Source organism: Curtobacterium sp. USHLN213, from assembly GCF_037144815.1.
Taxonomy (GTDB): Bacteria; Actinomycetota; Actinomycetes; order Actinomycetales; family Microbacteriaceae; genus Curtobacterium.
In genome coordinates, this window is sequence record NZ_JBBCYQ010000002.1 from 229,026 (window position 1) to 241,673 (window position 12,648).

The 12,648-nt window shown below is 71.7% G+C and carries 13 protein-coding genes; 12 read left to right on the forward strand and 1 reads right to left on the reverse strand.

What is annotated here, in order from left to right; all coding sequences use genetic code 11:
- The first annotated feature begins 81 nt into the window (after positions 1–81).
- Complete coding sequence (locus WFH25_RS03690; protein WP_336696851.1) at positions 82–1,353, forward strand: M23 family metallopeptidase; 1,272 nt, start codon at positions 82–84, stop codon at positions 1,351–1,353.
- Positions 1,354–1,357: 4 nt separating this feature from the next.
- Positions 1,358–2,818, forward strand: coding sequence for a C40 family peptidase (locus tag WFH25_RS03695; RefSeq protein ID WP_336696852.1), 1,461 nt, complete (start codon positions 1,358–1,360; stop codon positions 2,816–2,818).
- 93 nt (positions 2,819–2,911) lie between these two features.
- Here WFH25_RS03695 and WFH25_RS03700 read toward each other — a convergent pair whose 3' ends face one another.
- Positions 2,912–3,403, reverse strand: coding sequence for an inorganic diphosphatase (locus WFH25_RS03700; RefSeq protein WP_070417329.1), 492 nt, complete (start codon positions 3,401–3,403; stop codon positions 2,912–2,914).
- Between the two features lie 51 nt (positions 3,404–3,454).
- Between WFH25_RS03700 and tilS the strand changes: the two genes are divergently transcribed.
- The 10 genes from tilS to WFH25_RS03750 all read left to right on the forward strand — a co-directional run bounded on the left by tilS (position 3,455) and on the right by WFH25_RS03750 (position 12,632).
- A complete protein-coding gene (gene tilS, locus WFH25_RS03705; RefSeq protein WP_336696853.1) occupies positions 3,455–4,474 on the forward strand; it encodes a tRNA lysidine(34) synthetase TilS in 1,020 nt (339 codons plus the stop codon).
- Positions 4,475–4,483: 9 nt separating this feature from the next.
- On the forward strand, positions 4,484–5,035 hold the full coding sequence (gene hpt, locus WFH25_RS03710) for a hypoxanthine phosphoribosyltransferase (RefSeq protein WP_070417327.1): 552 nt from the start codon (positions 4,484–4,486) through the stop codon (positions 5,033–5,035).
- A gap of 121 nt (positions 5,036–5,156) precedes the next feature.
- The gene (gene ftsH, locus WFH25_RS03715) at positions 5,157–7,142 is read left to right on the forward strand and encodes an ATP-dependent zinc metalloprotease FtsH (RefSeq protein ID WP_070417326.1); all 1,986 of its coding nucleotides are present in this window, start codon (positions 5,157–5,159) and stop codon (positions 7,140–7,142) included.
- 6 nt (positions 7,143–7,148) lie between these two features.
- Positions 7,149–8,123 carry a dihydropteroate synthase gene (folP, locus tag WFH25_RS03720; protein ID WP_175475922.1) on the forward strand — a complete coding sequence of 325 codons (975 nt, stop codon included), beginning with the start codon at positions 7,149–7,151 and terminating at the stop codon, positions 8,121–8,123.
- Entirely contained in the window at positions 8,120–8,521 is a 402-nt protein-coding gene (gene folB, locus WFH25_RS03725) for a dihydroneopterin aldolase (protein WP_261646086.1), read from the forward strand. Before folP ends, folB begins: the two co-directional genes overlap by 4 nt.
- Positions 8,518–9,063, forward strand: a complete 546-nt coding sequence (folK, locus tag WFH25_RS03730; RefSeq protein WP_229085861.1) for a 2-amino-4-hydroxy-6-hydroxymethyldihydropteridine diphosphokinase — start codon at positions 8,518–8,520, stop codon at positions 9,061–9,063. Before folB ends, folK begins: the two co-directional genes overlap by 4 nt.
- The gene (locus WFH25_RS03735) at positions 9,060–9,551 is read left to right on the forward strand and encodes a DUF3180 domain-containing protein (RefSeq protein ID WP_070417323.1); all 492 of its coding nucleotides are present in this window, start codon (positions 9,060–9,062) and stop codon (positions 9,549–9,551) included. Before folK ends, WFH25_RS03735 begins: the two co-directional genes overlap by 4 nt.
- A gap of 58 nt (positions 9,552–9,609) precedes the next feature.
- Positions 9,610–10,131, forward strand: a complete 522-nt coding sequence (locus WFH25_RS03740; RefSeq protein ID WP_070417322.1) for a PH domain-containing protein — start codon at positions 9,610–9,612, stop codon at positions 10,129–10,131.
- 9 nt (positions 10,132–10,140) lie between these two features.
- A complete protein-coding gene (locus WFH25_RS03745; protein ID WP_336696854.1) occupies positions 10,141–11,943 on the forward strand; it encodes a PH domain-containing protein in 1,803 nt (600 codons plus the stop codon).
- Complete coding sequence (locus WFH25_RS03750; protein ID WP_336696855.1) at positions 11,940–12,632, forward strand: Rossmann-like and DUF2520 domain-containing protein; 693 nt, start codon at positions 11,940–11,942, stop codon at positions 12,630–12,632. The genes WFH25_RS03745 and WFH25_RS03750 overlap by 4 nt, the downstream gene beginning before the upstream one ends.
- The last annotated feature ends 16 nt before the right edge of the window (positions 12,633–12,648 follow it).

Here is a 12,648-nt window from a genome sequence, read left to right on the forward strand (position 1 = left end):
TGCGACACCTGTTGTTACTGTTGCGCTTGTTAACAGTGTTACGTGCGTGAGCCTTGCCGCGCTGTTACGAAATCGAGATGTATGTCGACCTCACCATCGCTCTCACTCCGCCCCGGTCCCCGCCGCCGCTTCATCGCCGCCGCGGTCGCCGTCGCGCTCACCGCCGGCACCCTCGCGGCCCTCGCCCCGGTGACGTCGGCCAGTGCGGCGTCGTACCCGAGCTGGTCGGACGTCGAGAAGGCCAAGGCGTCGAAGTCTGCCCAGCAGGCGAAGGTGACCCAGATCAAGGGGCTCATCGCCGACCTCACGGCGAAGGCCTCCGCGGCGCAGAAGTCCGCCGAGGCCGCCGGGACGGCGTACCAGACCGCGCAGACGAAGTACGACGACGCGACGCTGACCCAGAAGAAGCTGCAGTCCCAGGCGGACGACGCCGAGAAGACCGCGACCGCGTCCGAGGCGCAGGCCGGTCAGCTCGCGGCGCAGCTCGGGCGGGCGAGCGCGAACGACGTGACGACGGACATCCTCACGCACCCCACGAAGTCGGGTGACCTGCTGTACGAGCTCGGTGCGATGTCGAAGCTCAGCGAGCAGGCCGACGGCATCTACGCGCAGGCGTCGCAGGACCGCGGCGTGGCCCAGGGCCTCGCCGACAAGGCGGACCGCGCCAAGGAGGCCCTCGGCGACCTCGCCGACCAGGCACAGCAGAAGATGCAGGCCGCACAGACCGCCGCCGACCAGGCGCAGTCCTCGGTGGACGCGCAGGCGGACAACAAGGAGCGACTCGAGGCGCAGCTCACCCTGCTCACCACGAGCGAGCAGAACGTCGAGGCGCGCTACAACAAGGGTGTCCAGGTGGAGAAGGCCCGGCTGGCCCGCATCGCGGCAGCGGCAGCGAAGGCCGCGGCGACGAGCCAGGGCGGGACCGGTGGCGGTTCGCCGAACTCGTCCGGCTGGGTCCGCCCGACCGGCGGGTACCAGACGAGCCCGTTCGGCTACCGACTCGACCCGTACACGAAGAACTACGCCCTGCACGCCGGCGTCGACCTCGCTCCCGCCTGCTACGCCCCGATCTACGCGGCGGCGTCCGGCACGGTGACCTTCGCGGCGAACGGCGGCGGCTACGGCAACGAGGTCGTGCTCGACAACGGCGGCGGCATCTCGACCGCGTACGGGCACATCGTCGACGGCGGCACGCTCGTGTCGGTCGGCCAGCACGTCACCGCCGGGCAGCAGATCGCCAAGGTCGGTTCGACCGGGTGGTCGACGGGTTGCCACCTCCACTTCGAGACCCGGGTGAACGGTTCCGCCGTCGACCCGGTCCCCTTCATGGCAGCGCGGGGGATCTCGGTATGACCGTGTGCGCGCCCGAAAGGCCCTGAACGCCGTGAAGCACTCCGCTCGCACCCTGTCCTGTGGGATCGCGGTGGTGGCCGTCCTCGGGATCGGTCTCTCCGTCGTGATCGCCGGCCCGGCCCAGGCGGCACCGTCCGCCCCGAGCTGGGACGACGTGCGAGCGGCGAAGGCGGACACCGCCGAGGCCCAGTCCACCGTCGACGAGCTGAGCACCCGGCTGCAGACCCTGCAGGACGCTGCCGACAGCGCACAGGTCGCCGAGCTCCAGGCCGGTCAGACGTACGCCCTCGCGGCGTCGCAGCAGCAGGACGCGCAGGCCACCCTGGACGACCTCACTGCGCAGTCGAAGCGAGCGGAGCGGACGGCGGACGCCTCCGCGCAGCAGGTCGCCGGCCTCGTGGTCGAGCTGTCGCGCACCGGCGGCGGGGACCTGTCCGCGGCGATGCTCATCGACTCGCGGGACTCGAAGGACCTGCTCTACCGGGTCGGCACGATGTCGCACCTGTCCGAGCGGTCCGCGACCGTCCTCGCCCAGGCCCAGGCGGATCAGAACACCGTCGACGCGATCGCCGCGCAGCAGTCCGCCGCGACGAAGGCCCTCGCGAAGGCGACGGACACGACGAAGGCCGCCCTCGCCGAGGCGAACGACACCGCAGCGTCGGCGCAGGCACGCGTGCAGCGGGAGCAGGACCAGCAGGACGAGGTGCTGCAGCAGCTCGCGTACCTCAAGGGCACGAGCGTCGCCACCGAGGCCGCCTACTGGACCGCGCAGCAGGCGAAGCGGGCGGAGGCGCAGCTCGCGTCGACCACCGGTGGCTCCGGGGCGACCGCGGCCGCAGGCACCGGCACCGGCTCGGGTGGGGATGCCGCGAGCAGCACGCCGAGCACGGGCGGCGGCACGAGCACCCAGCCGAGCGCCGGCGGCGGCACCAAGCCCAGCACCCCGGCCACACCGTCGAAGCCGAGCACCCCGACCACACCGTCGAAGCCGAGCACCCCGACCACTCCGACCACCCCGTCGAAGCCGAGCACGCCCACCACCCCGACGACCCCGACCGCACCGAGCACCCCCTCGAAGGCAGCCGGCGCGATCGCCTACGCCCGAGCACAGATCGGCGACGCGTACCAGTTCGGCGGTGCGGGCCCGAACACGTGGGACTGCTCCGGCCTCGTGATGATGGCCTACAGCTCGCAAGGTATCGCCACCGGTGGCCACAACGTCGTCTGGCAGTACAACTACTTCAAGTCGATCGGGCGCCTCGTGCCGATGTCGCAGCGGCAACCCGGCGACATCCTCTTCTACTCGTACAACGGCACCGTCAACGAGGCGTACCACGACTCGATCTACACCGGCAACGGCATGATGGTCGAGGCGGCGAACCCGCAGCGCGGCGTGCTCGAGCGGGCGATCTGGACCCCGGGCCAGCTGCTGCCCTACGTCGCACGGCCGAGCGGTTCGCTCTAGCCGCACGCAAGAACGACGAGTGCGCACGAGGGATCGTGCGCACTCGTCGTCAGGCGGTGCAGTCCCGGTCGAACCGGAACGGAACCGGGAGCGTCAGTGACCGGCGGGCACGTACGCGGCCTGGCCGGCCGTGACGATCGCCTCGGCCTCGGCGGCGTCGCCCCAGCCCTCGGCCTTGACCCACTTGTTCGGCTCGAGGTCCTTGTAGCGCTCGAAGAAGTGCGCGATCTCGGCCTTCGTCTGCTCGTCGACGTCCGAGATGTCCTGGATGTGCGCCCAACGCGGGTCCTTCGCGGGGACCACGAGGACCTTCGCGTCATTGCCGGCCTCGTCGCTCATCTTGAAGACGCCGACCGGGCGGACCTTGACGCCCACACCGGGGAACGTCGGGTACTCGAGGAGCAGCAGCGCGTCCACGGGGTCACCGTCGTCGGCCAGGGTCTTCTCGAAGAACCCGTAGTCGGTCGGGTACACGAACGAGGTGAACAGCACGCGGTCGAGGTACACGCGACCGGTCTCGTGGTCCACCTCGTACTTGTTGCGGCTGCCCTTGGGGATCTCGACGACGACGTCGTACGCGGCCATGTTGCGCTCCTGGTCTGATGTGCGGGAAGAAAGCGCGGCTAACGTTACCGGGTGAACACTCCGCGTCCCCGGCTCGACCCTGCGGTCGCCGACACCCGTCGCGCCGTGCGCTCCCTGCTCGCGCAGGCGCTCGACGAGGGCACGGTGCGCCCCGGAGACCTCGTGCTCGTCGCGCTGAGCGGCGGACCGGACTCGCTCGCGCTCGCCGCGGCCACCGCGTTCGAGGCGCCCAAGCAGGACCTGCGAGCAGGGGCGGTGGTCGTCGACCACGCGCTCCAGGCGGGGTCCGAGGCGGTGGCGAGCCGCGCCTCCAGGCAGGCGTCCGAGCTGGGACTCGCACCGGTGACCGTCCGTCGTGTCGCCGTGGGTTCCGCGGGCGGTCCCGAAGCGGCGGCTCGGGAGGCGCGGCACGCGTCGATCGCGCTCGTCGCGTCCGACGTCGGGTCACCCCTCGTGCTGTTCGGACACACGCTGGACGACCAGGCCGAGTCCGTGCTGCTCGGCCTCGCCCGCGGGAGCGGGCCGGACTCGCTGTCCGGCATGGCGCCGTTGACGCGGCGCGAGGCGGGGCCGGCCTACGGGCGGCCGCTCCTCGGCGTCCGTCGACACACGACGCGGCAGGCGTGCGCCGCCGCCGGACTCGCCCCGTGGGACGACCCGCAGAACGCGGACCCCGCCTTCGCGCGCGTCCGCGTCCGGAACGTGCTCCTGCCCGCCCTCGAACGCGAACTCGGTGCCGGCGTGCCCGAGGCCCTCGCCCGCACCGCCGACCAGCTCCGCGAGGACTCGGCCGCGCTCGACCACTTCGCCGAGGAGATGGCCGAGGACCTCGCCGAGCACTCCGAGGCCGGCATCTCGCTGTCCGTGCGGGAGCTCGCGGCCAACCCGCCGGCCCTCCGGCAGCGGCTCGTGCGGCTGGCGGTGGAGAGCGAGTTCGGCGTGACGCTGTCCCGCGTGCAGACGCTCGAGGTGTGCCGACTCGTCACCGACTGGAGCGGGCAGGGGCCGATCGACCTGCCGGGCGTGCAGGCGTCGCGATCGGGCGACCGTCTGGCCTTCACCGCCGGTTAGGCTGGGGTGGTGGAACTCTCCGACGTCCAGGCAGACCTGTCCGAAGTCCTCTTCACCCCCGAGCAGATCGACGACAAGCTCGCCGAGCTCGCCGCGGTGGTCGACGCCGACTACGCGGGGCGCGACCCACTGCTCGTCGGTGTCCTCAAGGGTGCCGTCATGGTGATGGCGGACTTCTCGCGCCACCTCAAGATGCAGGCGCGCATGGACTGGATGGCGGTGTCGTCGTACGGCTCCGGCACGAAGTCGTCCGGCGTGGTCCGCATCCTCAAGGACCTCGACACCGACCTGCACGGGCGGGACGTCCTCATCGTCGAGGACATCATCGACTCCGGTCTGACGCTGTCGTGGCTCAAGCAGAACCTCGAGTCCCGCGGTGCGGCGAGCGTCGAGATCGTCGCACTGCTGCGCAAGCCCGAGGCGGCCAAGGTCGAGGTCGACGTGAAGTACGTCGGCTTCGACATCCCGGACGCGTTCGTGGTCGGCTACGGGCTGGACTACGACGAGCGTTACCGCAACCTGCGCGGGGTCGGGGTGCTCGCGCCGCACGTCTACAGCTGATCCTGGCGGCGGGTGGAGTTCGCCCGCAGAGGACACCCATTCTCGCCACAGAATCGCAGCCGTATGCTGATCAGCACGCAACTTCGGCAGAGAAAGGTGTCGGGCGCTCTGCCCGGATCACATGGACTTCAAGCGCATCCTTCGCGGGCCGTACATCTACGTGCTGATCGCGATCGTGGGGATCTGGATCGGATGGGCTGTCATCAGCCAGTCCGGCACGCAGCAGATCGACACGCAGAAGGGCCTCCAGCAGCTCTCCGACGGCAAGGTCTCCTCCGTGGTGGTGAACTCCACCGAACAGCGCGTCGACCTCACCCTGAAGGACGGCAACGCGCACGAGCAGTTCTACTACTCGACGCCGCGCGGTGAAGAGGTCATCCAGGCCGTCAACGACGCGAACCTGCCGAAGGGCTACAACGACACCGTCCAGCAGTCGAACTGGTTCCTCTCGCTGCTCGGCATCCTCCTGCCGTTCCTCATCATCGGTGCCCTGTTCTGGTTCCTCCTCGCCAACGCCCAGGGCGGCGGCTCGAAGGTCATGCAGTTCGGCAAGTCCCGGGCGAAGATGAACAACAAGGAGAACCCGCAGGTCAGCTTCGCCGACGTCGCGGGCGCCGACGAGGCGATCGAGGAGCTCCAGGAGATCAAGGAGTTCCTCAAGGAGCCGGCGAAGTTCCAGGCCGTCGGCGCCAAGATCCCGAAGGGCGTGCTGCTGTACGGCCCTCCCGGTACCGGCAAGACGCTGCTCGCCCGGGCCGTCGCCGGTGAGGCGGGCGTCCCGTTCTACTCGATCTCCGGTTCGGACTTCGTCGAGATGTTCGTCGGTGTCGGCGCGAGCCGTGTCCGTGACCTCTTCGAGCAGGCGAAGCAGAACTCGCCCGCCATCGTCTTCATCGACGAGATCGACGCCGTGGGTCGTCACCGTGGCGCCGGCATCGGCGGCGGCAACGACGAGCGCGAGCAGACGCTGAACCAGCTCCTCGTCGAGATGGACGGCTTCGACGGCAAGACCAACGTGATCCTCATCGCGGCGACGAACCGTCCCGACGTCCTCGACCCGGCGCTCCTCCGCCCCGGTCGCTTCGACCGCCAGATCGGCGTCGACGCCCCGGGCCTCGCCGGCCGCCAGCAGATCCTCGAGGTGCACGCGAAGGGCAAGCCGCTCGCCGCGAGCGTCGACCTCGAGCTCCTCGCCCGCAAGACGCCGGGCTTCACCGGCGCCGACCTGGCGAACGTCCTGAACGAAGCCGCGCTCCTCACGGCCCGCTCGAACGCGCAGCTCATCGACAACCGCGCCCTCGACGAAGCCGTCGACCGCGTCATGGCCGGACCGCAGCGCCGCACGCGCATCATGTCCGACCAGGAACGCCTCATCACGGCCTACCACGAGGGTGGTCACGCCCTCGCGGCCGCGGCCATGCGCCACACCGACCCGGTGACGAAGATCACGATCCTCCCGCGCGGCCGTGCCCTCGGCTACACGATGGTGCTCCCGCTCGAGGACAAGTACTCCGTCACCCGCAACGAACTGCTCGACCAGCTCACCTACGCCATGGGTGGTCGCGTCGCCGAGGAGATCGTCTTCCACGACCCGACCACGGGTGCGTCGAACGACATCGAGAAGGCCACCGGTACCGCGCGCAAGATGGTCACCGAGTACGGCATGAGCCGTGCCGTCGGGTCCGTCAAGCTCGGCTCCGGGTCGAGCGAGCCGTTCGTCGGTCGCGACATGAGCGGCGGGACCAGCCGCGACTACTCGGAGAACATCGCCGAGACGGTCGACGCCGAGACCCGTGCCCTGCTCGAGGCCGCGCACGACGAGGCCTACCAGGTGCTCAACGACAACCGCGACATCCTCGACCGTCTGGCCGGGGAGCTCCTCGAGAAGGAGACGCTCGACGCCCCGGAGCTGGTGGAGATCTTCAAGGACGTCCGCAAGCTGCCGGAGCGCCCGCAGTGGCTCTCCAGCGACAAGCGTCCGGTGAGCAACCTGCCCGCCATCGAGGTGCCGGGCAAGGCCGCCTCGACCGCGTCCGAGCAGTCCGACCACGAGTCGTCGAAGCCCCGTCGCCGTCCCTTCGGCAACCCGGGTATCGCCCCCGCGTAGGCCGGCATGACGGACCTGCCGACGAGGCGCTCGCGTCGGCTCGCCGAGGTGAGCCAGGCGCGGGCAGCAGCAGCCGAGCCGCCGACGGTCGCGATCGACCTCCGGGCACCAGCACCGGTGCCGGAGATCGTGACCGGTCGGCGGCGCGACCGCGATCGCGGTGCGCCGGCCGACGACCGGACCCGGGTGATGGGGATCCTCAACGTCACGCCGGACTCCTTCAGCGACGGCGGTCTGCACCAGGCGTACGACGCCGCGGTGCAGCACGCCCGGGAACTCGTCGCCGCCGGGGCCGACATCGTCGACGTCGGCGGGGAGTCGACCCGGCCGGGGTCGGAGCGCGTCCCCGTCGAGGTCGAGCAGCAGCGGGTGCTCCCGGTCGTGCAGCAGCTCGTGGCCGAGGGGATCACGGTGAGCGTCGACACGATGAACGCCTCGACCGCCGAGCGTTCGGTCGACCTCGGCGCCGCCATCGTGAACGACGTCTCCGGTGGGTTGGCCGACGACGACATGGCGCGCGTCGTCCGTGACACGGGTGCCGGGTTCGTCGTCATGCACTGGCGTGGGCACAGCGACCGGATGTACCGCAACGCCGAGTACGTGCACGCCGTCGACGAGGTCCGGCGCGAGGTCGAACTCCGCGTCGCCGAGCTCATCGTCCTCGGGGTGCGCCAGGAACAGGTCGTCATCGACCCGGGCCTCGGCTTCGCCAAGCAGGGCGTGCAGAACTGGGAGATCCTGGCGGGCTACGAGCGGTTCGCGTCGATCGGCCTGCCGGTGCTCGTCGCCGCCTCGCGCAAGCGCTTCCTCGACGGGGTCGGCAGCGCTGCCGGTGCCGCCCCGAAGGAGCGCGACCTCGCCACCGCCGCCATCAGCCTGCTCTCCGCCGAACGCGGGGCGTGGGGTGTGCGCGTGCACGACCCGGCACCGACCCGTGCCGTGCTCGACGTCTGGGACGCCTGGAGGGCAGCTCGATCGTGAGGGACACCATCCGACTGACCGGGGTCCGCGCACGCGGCCACCACGGGGTCTTCGACCACGAGCGCGCCGACGGCCAGGACTTCGTGGTCGACGTCGCCGTCGAGGTCGATGCCCGCGCCGCGTCCGGCTCCGACGACCTCGACGAGACCGTGCACTACGGCGTGCTCGCCGAGCAGGTCGTCGCCGAGATCGAGCGCGACCCGGTCGACCTCATCGAGACCCTCGCCGAGCGCATCGCCGCCGCCGTGCTGACGCACCGTGCGGCCCTGGCGACCGAGGTCACGGTGCACAAGCCGCAGGCGCCCATCACGGTGCCGTTCACCGACGTGTCGATCACGATCCGCCGGACCCGTGGCGGCGTCCGTGCCGCCGGGTCCGACGTCGAGGAAGAAGAGTGAGCCGGGCGGTCGTGGCCCTCGGCGCCAACCTCGGCGACCGGGGGAGCACCCTGCGCGCCGCCGCCGCCGCGATCGTCGCCCTCCCCGGGGTGCGTCCGGTGGCCTCCAGCCGCGAGGTCGAGTCGGTCGCCGTCACGCTCGACGGCCCGGACACGACGAAGCCCCGGTACCGGAACGCCGTCGTGGTCGTCGACACCGACCTCGAGCCGCAGGAACTCCTCGACGCCCTGCACGGCATCGAGGACACCCACGGCCGCACGCGCGAGGTCCGCTGGGGCGACCGGACGCTCGACCTCGACCTCGTGGCGTACGACGACCTGTCCCTCGACACCGTGACCCTGACCGTGCCGCACCCGCGCGCCGGCGAGCGGGCGTTCGTGCTCGCGCCGTGGCACGACGCCGACCCGGACGCCGTCCTGCCGGGTGTCGGGCCGGTCGCCGACCTGCTCGAGCGGGTGGGGGACGACACGGAGCGCGTCGACGAGCCGCGCCTCTTCGACGAGCCGACCCGCGCCTCCAGGCCAGAGACGAGCGATTCGTGAAGCCCACCCGCGCCTCCACCCTGCTCAGCGTCGCCGTCGTCGCGGCGGTCGCCGGCTTCGCCCTCGACGCCGTCCTGGCGTCGCGGCAGGCGCCGACGCTGTTCCTCGCGACACCCCTCGGCGTCACCCTCGCGTTCATCGGCATCGCCGTGGTCCTGATGGCCCGGCCGGTCCGTCGGCACGCTCGCGACGGCGCGTCCCGGTCCCACCCCGTCGACCCGCTCTACGCGATCCGCGTCGTGGTGCTCGCGAAGGCGTCGAGCATCGCGGGCTCGCTGTTCGGCGGGTTCGGCGCGGGCCTGCTCGTCTACCTCCTGACCCGCTCGGCCTTCCCTTCGCTAGGCTCGGTCCTGCCGAACGCCGTGGCGGTCGGGGGTGGACTCGTGTTGACGGTGTGCGCACTCGTCGCCGAACGCATGTGCATCGCTCCTCCTGGGGACGATGACGACGACGACCTCCCCCGGGGCGGCACGACGCAGGCGCACTGACACCGGGCGGCACGACCCGGCGCACCGCCCAGCACGACCCGACCGCAGGAGGCCCGCGATGCCGCGTGAACGACTCGACGAGCCCGGTCTGGGACTGACCGGCACCACCTGGACCCGGGTGTCGCCCAAGCTCGTCTGGACCGAGCTCGTCACGACGATCGTGATCGGGCTCGTGGTGACCGCCGGCTGCGTCATCATCGGCGTCGTCAGCGGCGGGTTCTCCGGCACTGCGGGCACCGTCTGGACGCTGATCGGGATCGCGGTCGCGATCGTCACCCTCGTGACGGCGATCCTGACGCCGCGACGCGTGCGGGCGATCGGGTACGCCCTCCGTGACGACGACCTCGTCCTCCGGCGCGGCCTGATGTGGCAGCGGTTCACCGCCGTCCCGTACGGCCGCATGCAGCTCGTCGACGTCAACCGCGGACCGCTCGACCGGGTGCTCGGCATGAGCGAGCTGAAGTTCGTCACGGCGGCCGCGTCGACCAACGTCCGGATCCCCGGCATCCCCTTCGCCGATGCCGACGAGCTGCGCGACCGACTCGTCGAGCTCGCCGAGTCCCGCCGCGCCGGACTCTAGGAGGGCCGCATGACCTTCCGACCCGGCCCGCCGCCGCCCGCTCCGCCACACCGGGGCAACGCCGCCGCCGCCGCACCGCTGACCGACGGCGAGTGGCACCGCATGCACCCGCTGACGCCGCTGCTCAAGGGCGGCATCTTCCTCATCGTGATCCTCGGCTACGTGCTGAACAGCTTGCGGGACCAGCTCGTCGAGTTCTTCATCCCCGGTGGTGGCCCGCAGGACGACGGCGACCCCGTGCGGTACGTCTACGAGCACGGCGTCGTCGGCTGGGTGCTGCTCGGCGTGGCTGTGCTGTTGCTGGTACTCCTTGCGTTGTTCACCCTGTCCTGGCGCATGCACGAGTTCCGGGTGACCGGCGAGATCGTCGAGGTCCGCTCGGGCGTGCTCTTCCGGACGAACCGCAAGGCCCGGCTGGACCGCATCCAGGGCATCAACATCTCGCGGCCGCTCATCCCGCGGATCTTCGGCACCGCCAAGCTCGAGATCGCCCAGGCCGGCAACGACGCGAACGTGCAGCTCGCCTACCTCGGGGTCACGGCTGCGGACGACCTGCGGCAGCGCATCCTCGTGCTCGCCTCCGGGGCGAAGGACGACGAGCGGCAGCACGACCCGGCCCGGGCCTCGAACGGTGTGCTGCAGGACCGTGTCGACGAGATCTTCTCGCCGGAACTCGACCCCGCCGCGGTCCGCGCGACGCGCATCGTGAAGGTGCACCCCGGCCGGCTCATCGCGTCGATGCTGCTCTCCGGCACGACGGTGTTCATCCTCGCCGCGGTCGCCGCGATGATCGTCAGCGTGGCGCTCACCGGCGAGTACGGGATCCTCTTCGGCCTGTTCCCCGCGGTGATCGGCGCCGGCGGGTACTACGTCCGGAAGTTCTCCCGCTCGCTGCAGTACACGATCGCCGAGACCCGCGACGGCATCCGGATCGGCTTCGGGCTCGTGTCCACCTCGAACGAGACCCTGCCGCCCGGCCGCATCCACGCCGTGAGCGTGGCGCAGCCGCTGCTCTGGCGGCCGTTCGGCTGGTGGGACGTCCGGATCAACCGTGCGACGAACGCCGGCAACGGGGCCTCGAACAACCAGCAGGTCTCGTCGATCGTCCTGCCGGTCGGCGCCGCGCGCGACGTCCGCGAGGTCCTCGACATCATCCTCCCCGGCCTCGTCGGCACCGCCGTCGCCGGTCCCGCCGCCTCGCAGGAGCAGCTCCGCGAGGGCTCGGCCGAGGCCGTGGACGTCGTCGACGACAGCCTCACCACCACGGGCGACCGCGGCGGGTTCGTGCACTCCCCGCGCCGGGGCGCCTTGCTCCGCCCGTTCGCGTTCCGCCGCAACGGCTACCGCTTCGTCCCGGGTGCCGTCCTGCTCCGGCTCGGTGCCGTCTGGCGCTCGCTGGTCATCGTGCCGCTGCCGCGCGTGCAGAGCGTCAAGGTCTCGCAGGGGCCGCTCGAGCGTGCGCTGCGGCTCGCGTCGGTGCACGTGCAGACCGTGCAGGGCCCGGTCTCCGCGAGCATCGGTGCGCTGGACGCGCGGGACGCGCAGCAGCTGTGGTCGGACGCCTCGGCCCGCGCGGTCGAGGCGGCTGCGGCCGACACCTCCCACCGGTGGCGCGAACGGGAGGCGCGGCTCACCCCCGTCGCCCCGGCCGCGGCCCCGGAGTGGTCACCAGAGCGACGAGTGGGCGCGGTGGACCGCGAGCAGTCGTCGCCAGAGCGCGCACCCGGCGGCGCCGAGCCGGTGCGGCCGACCGGCACCGTGCCTCCTGGATCGCCCTGGGGCGACACCCCGCCGCCGGGAGCCGCGCGGTGAGGGCCGGGCGGCTGGGAGTCGGCGTCCTCGGTGCCGGACGGGTCGGACCGGTCCTCGGAGCAGCGCTCGCGAACGCCGAGCACGCGGTCGTCGGCGTGACGGCCGTGTCCGAGGCCGGACGCGACCGCGCCGAGGCGATGCTCCCCGGCGCACCCGTCCTCGAGACCCCCGACCTCGTCGAGCGCAGCGAACTCGTGCTCCTCGCCGTGCCGGACGACCAGCTGGCCGACCTCGTGCAGGGACTCGCGGACGCCGGGATCTGGCAGCCGGGGCAGCTCGTCGTGCACACCAGCCCGGACCACGGCGTCGGCATCCTCGCACCGGCGATGGCCGCGGGGGCGATCCCGCTCGCGATCCACCCCGCGATGGCGTTCACGGGCACCAGCGTCGACCTCGTCCGGCTCCGCGACGCGTACTGCGCCGTGACCGCACCGTCGCCCGTGCTCCCGATCGCCCAGGCGCTCGTCGTCGAGATGGGTGCGGAGCCGTTCGTCGTCACCGAGCAGGACCGGGCCGCCTACGCCGACGCCGTCCGCGCCGCGGTGAGCTTCTCGACCGCGATCGTCGACCAGTCCGCCGGCACGCTGTCCGGCATCGGGGTCGAGTACCCGGGCCGGGTCCTCGGAGCGCTGGTCCGCACGGCCGTCGACAACGCGCTCGCGGCGGCCGACGGGCAGGCGACGCTCTAGTCCGGCTGCGCTGTAC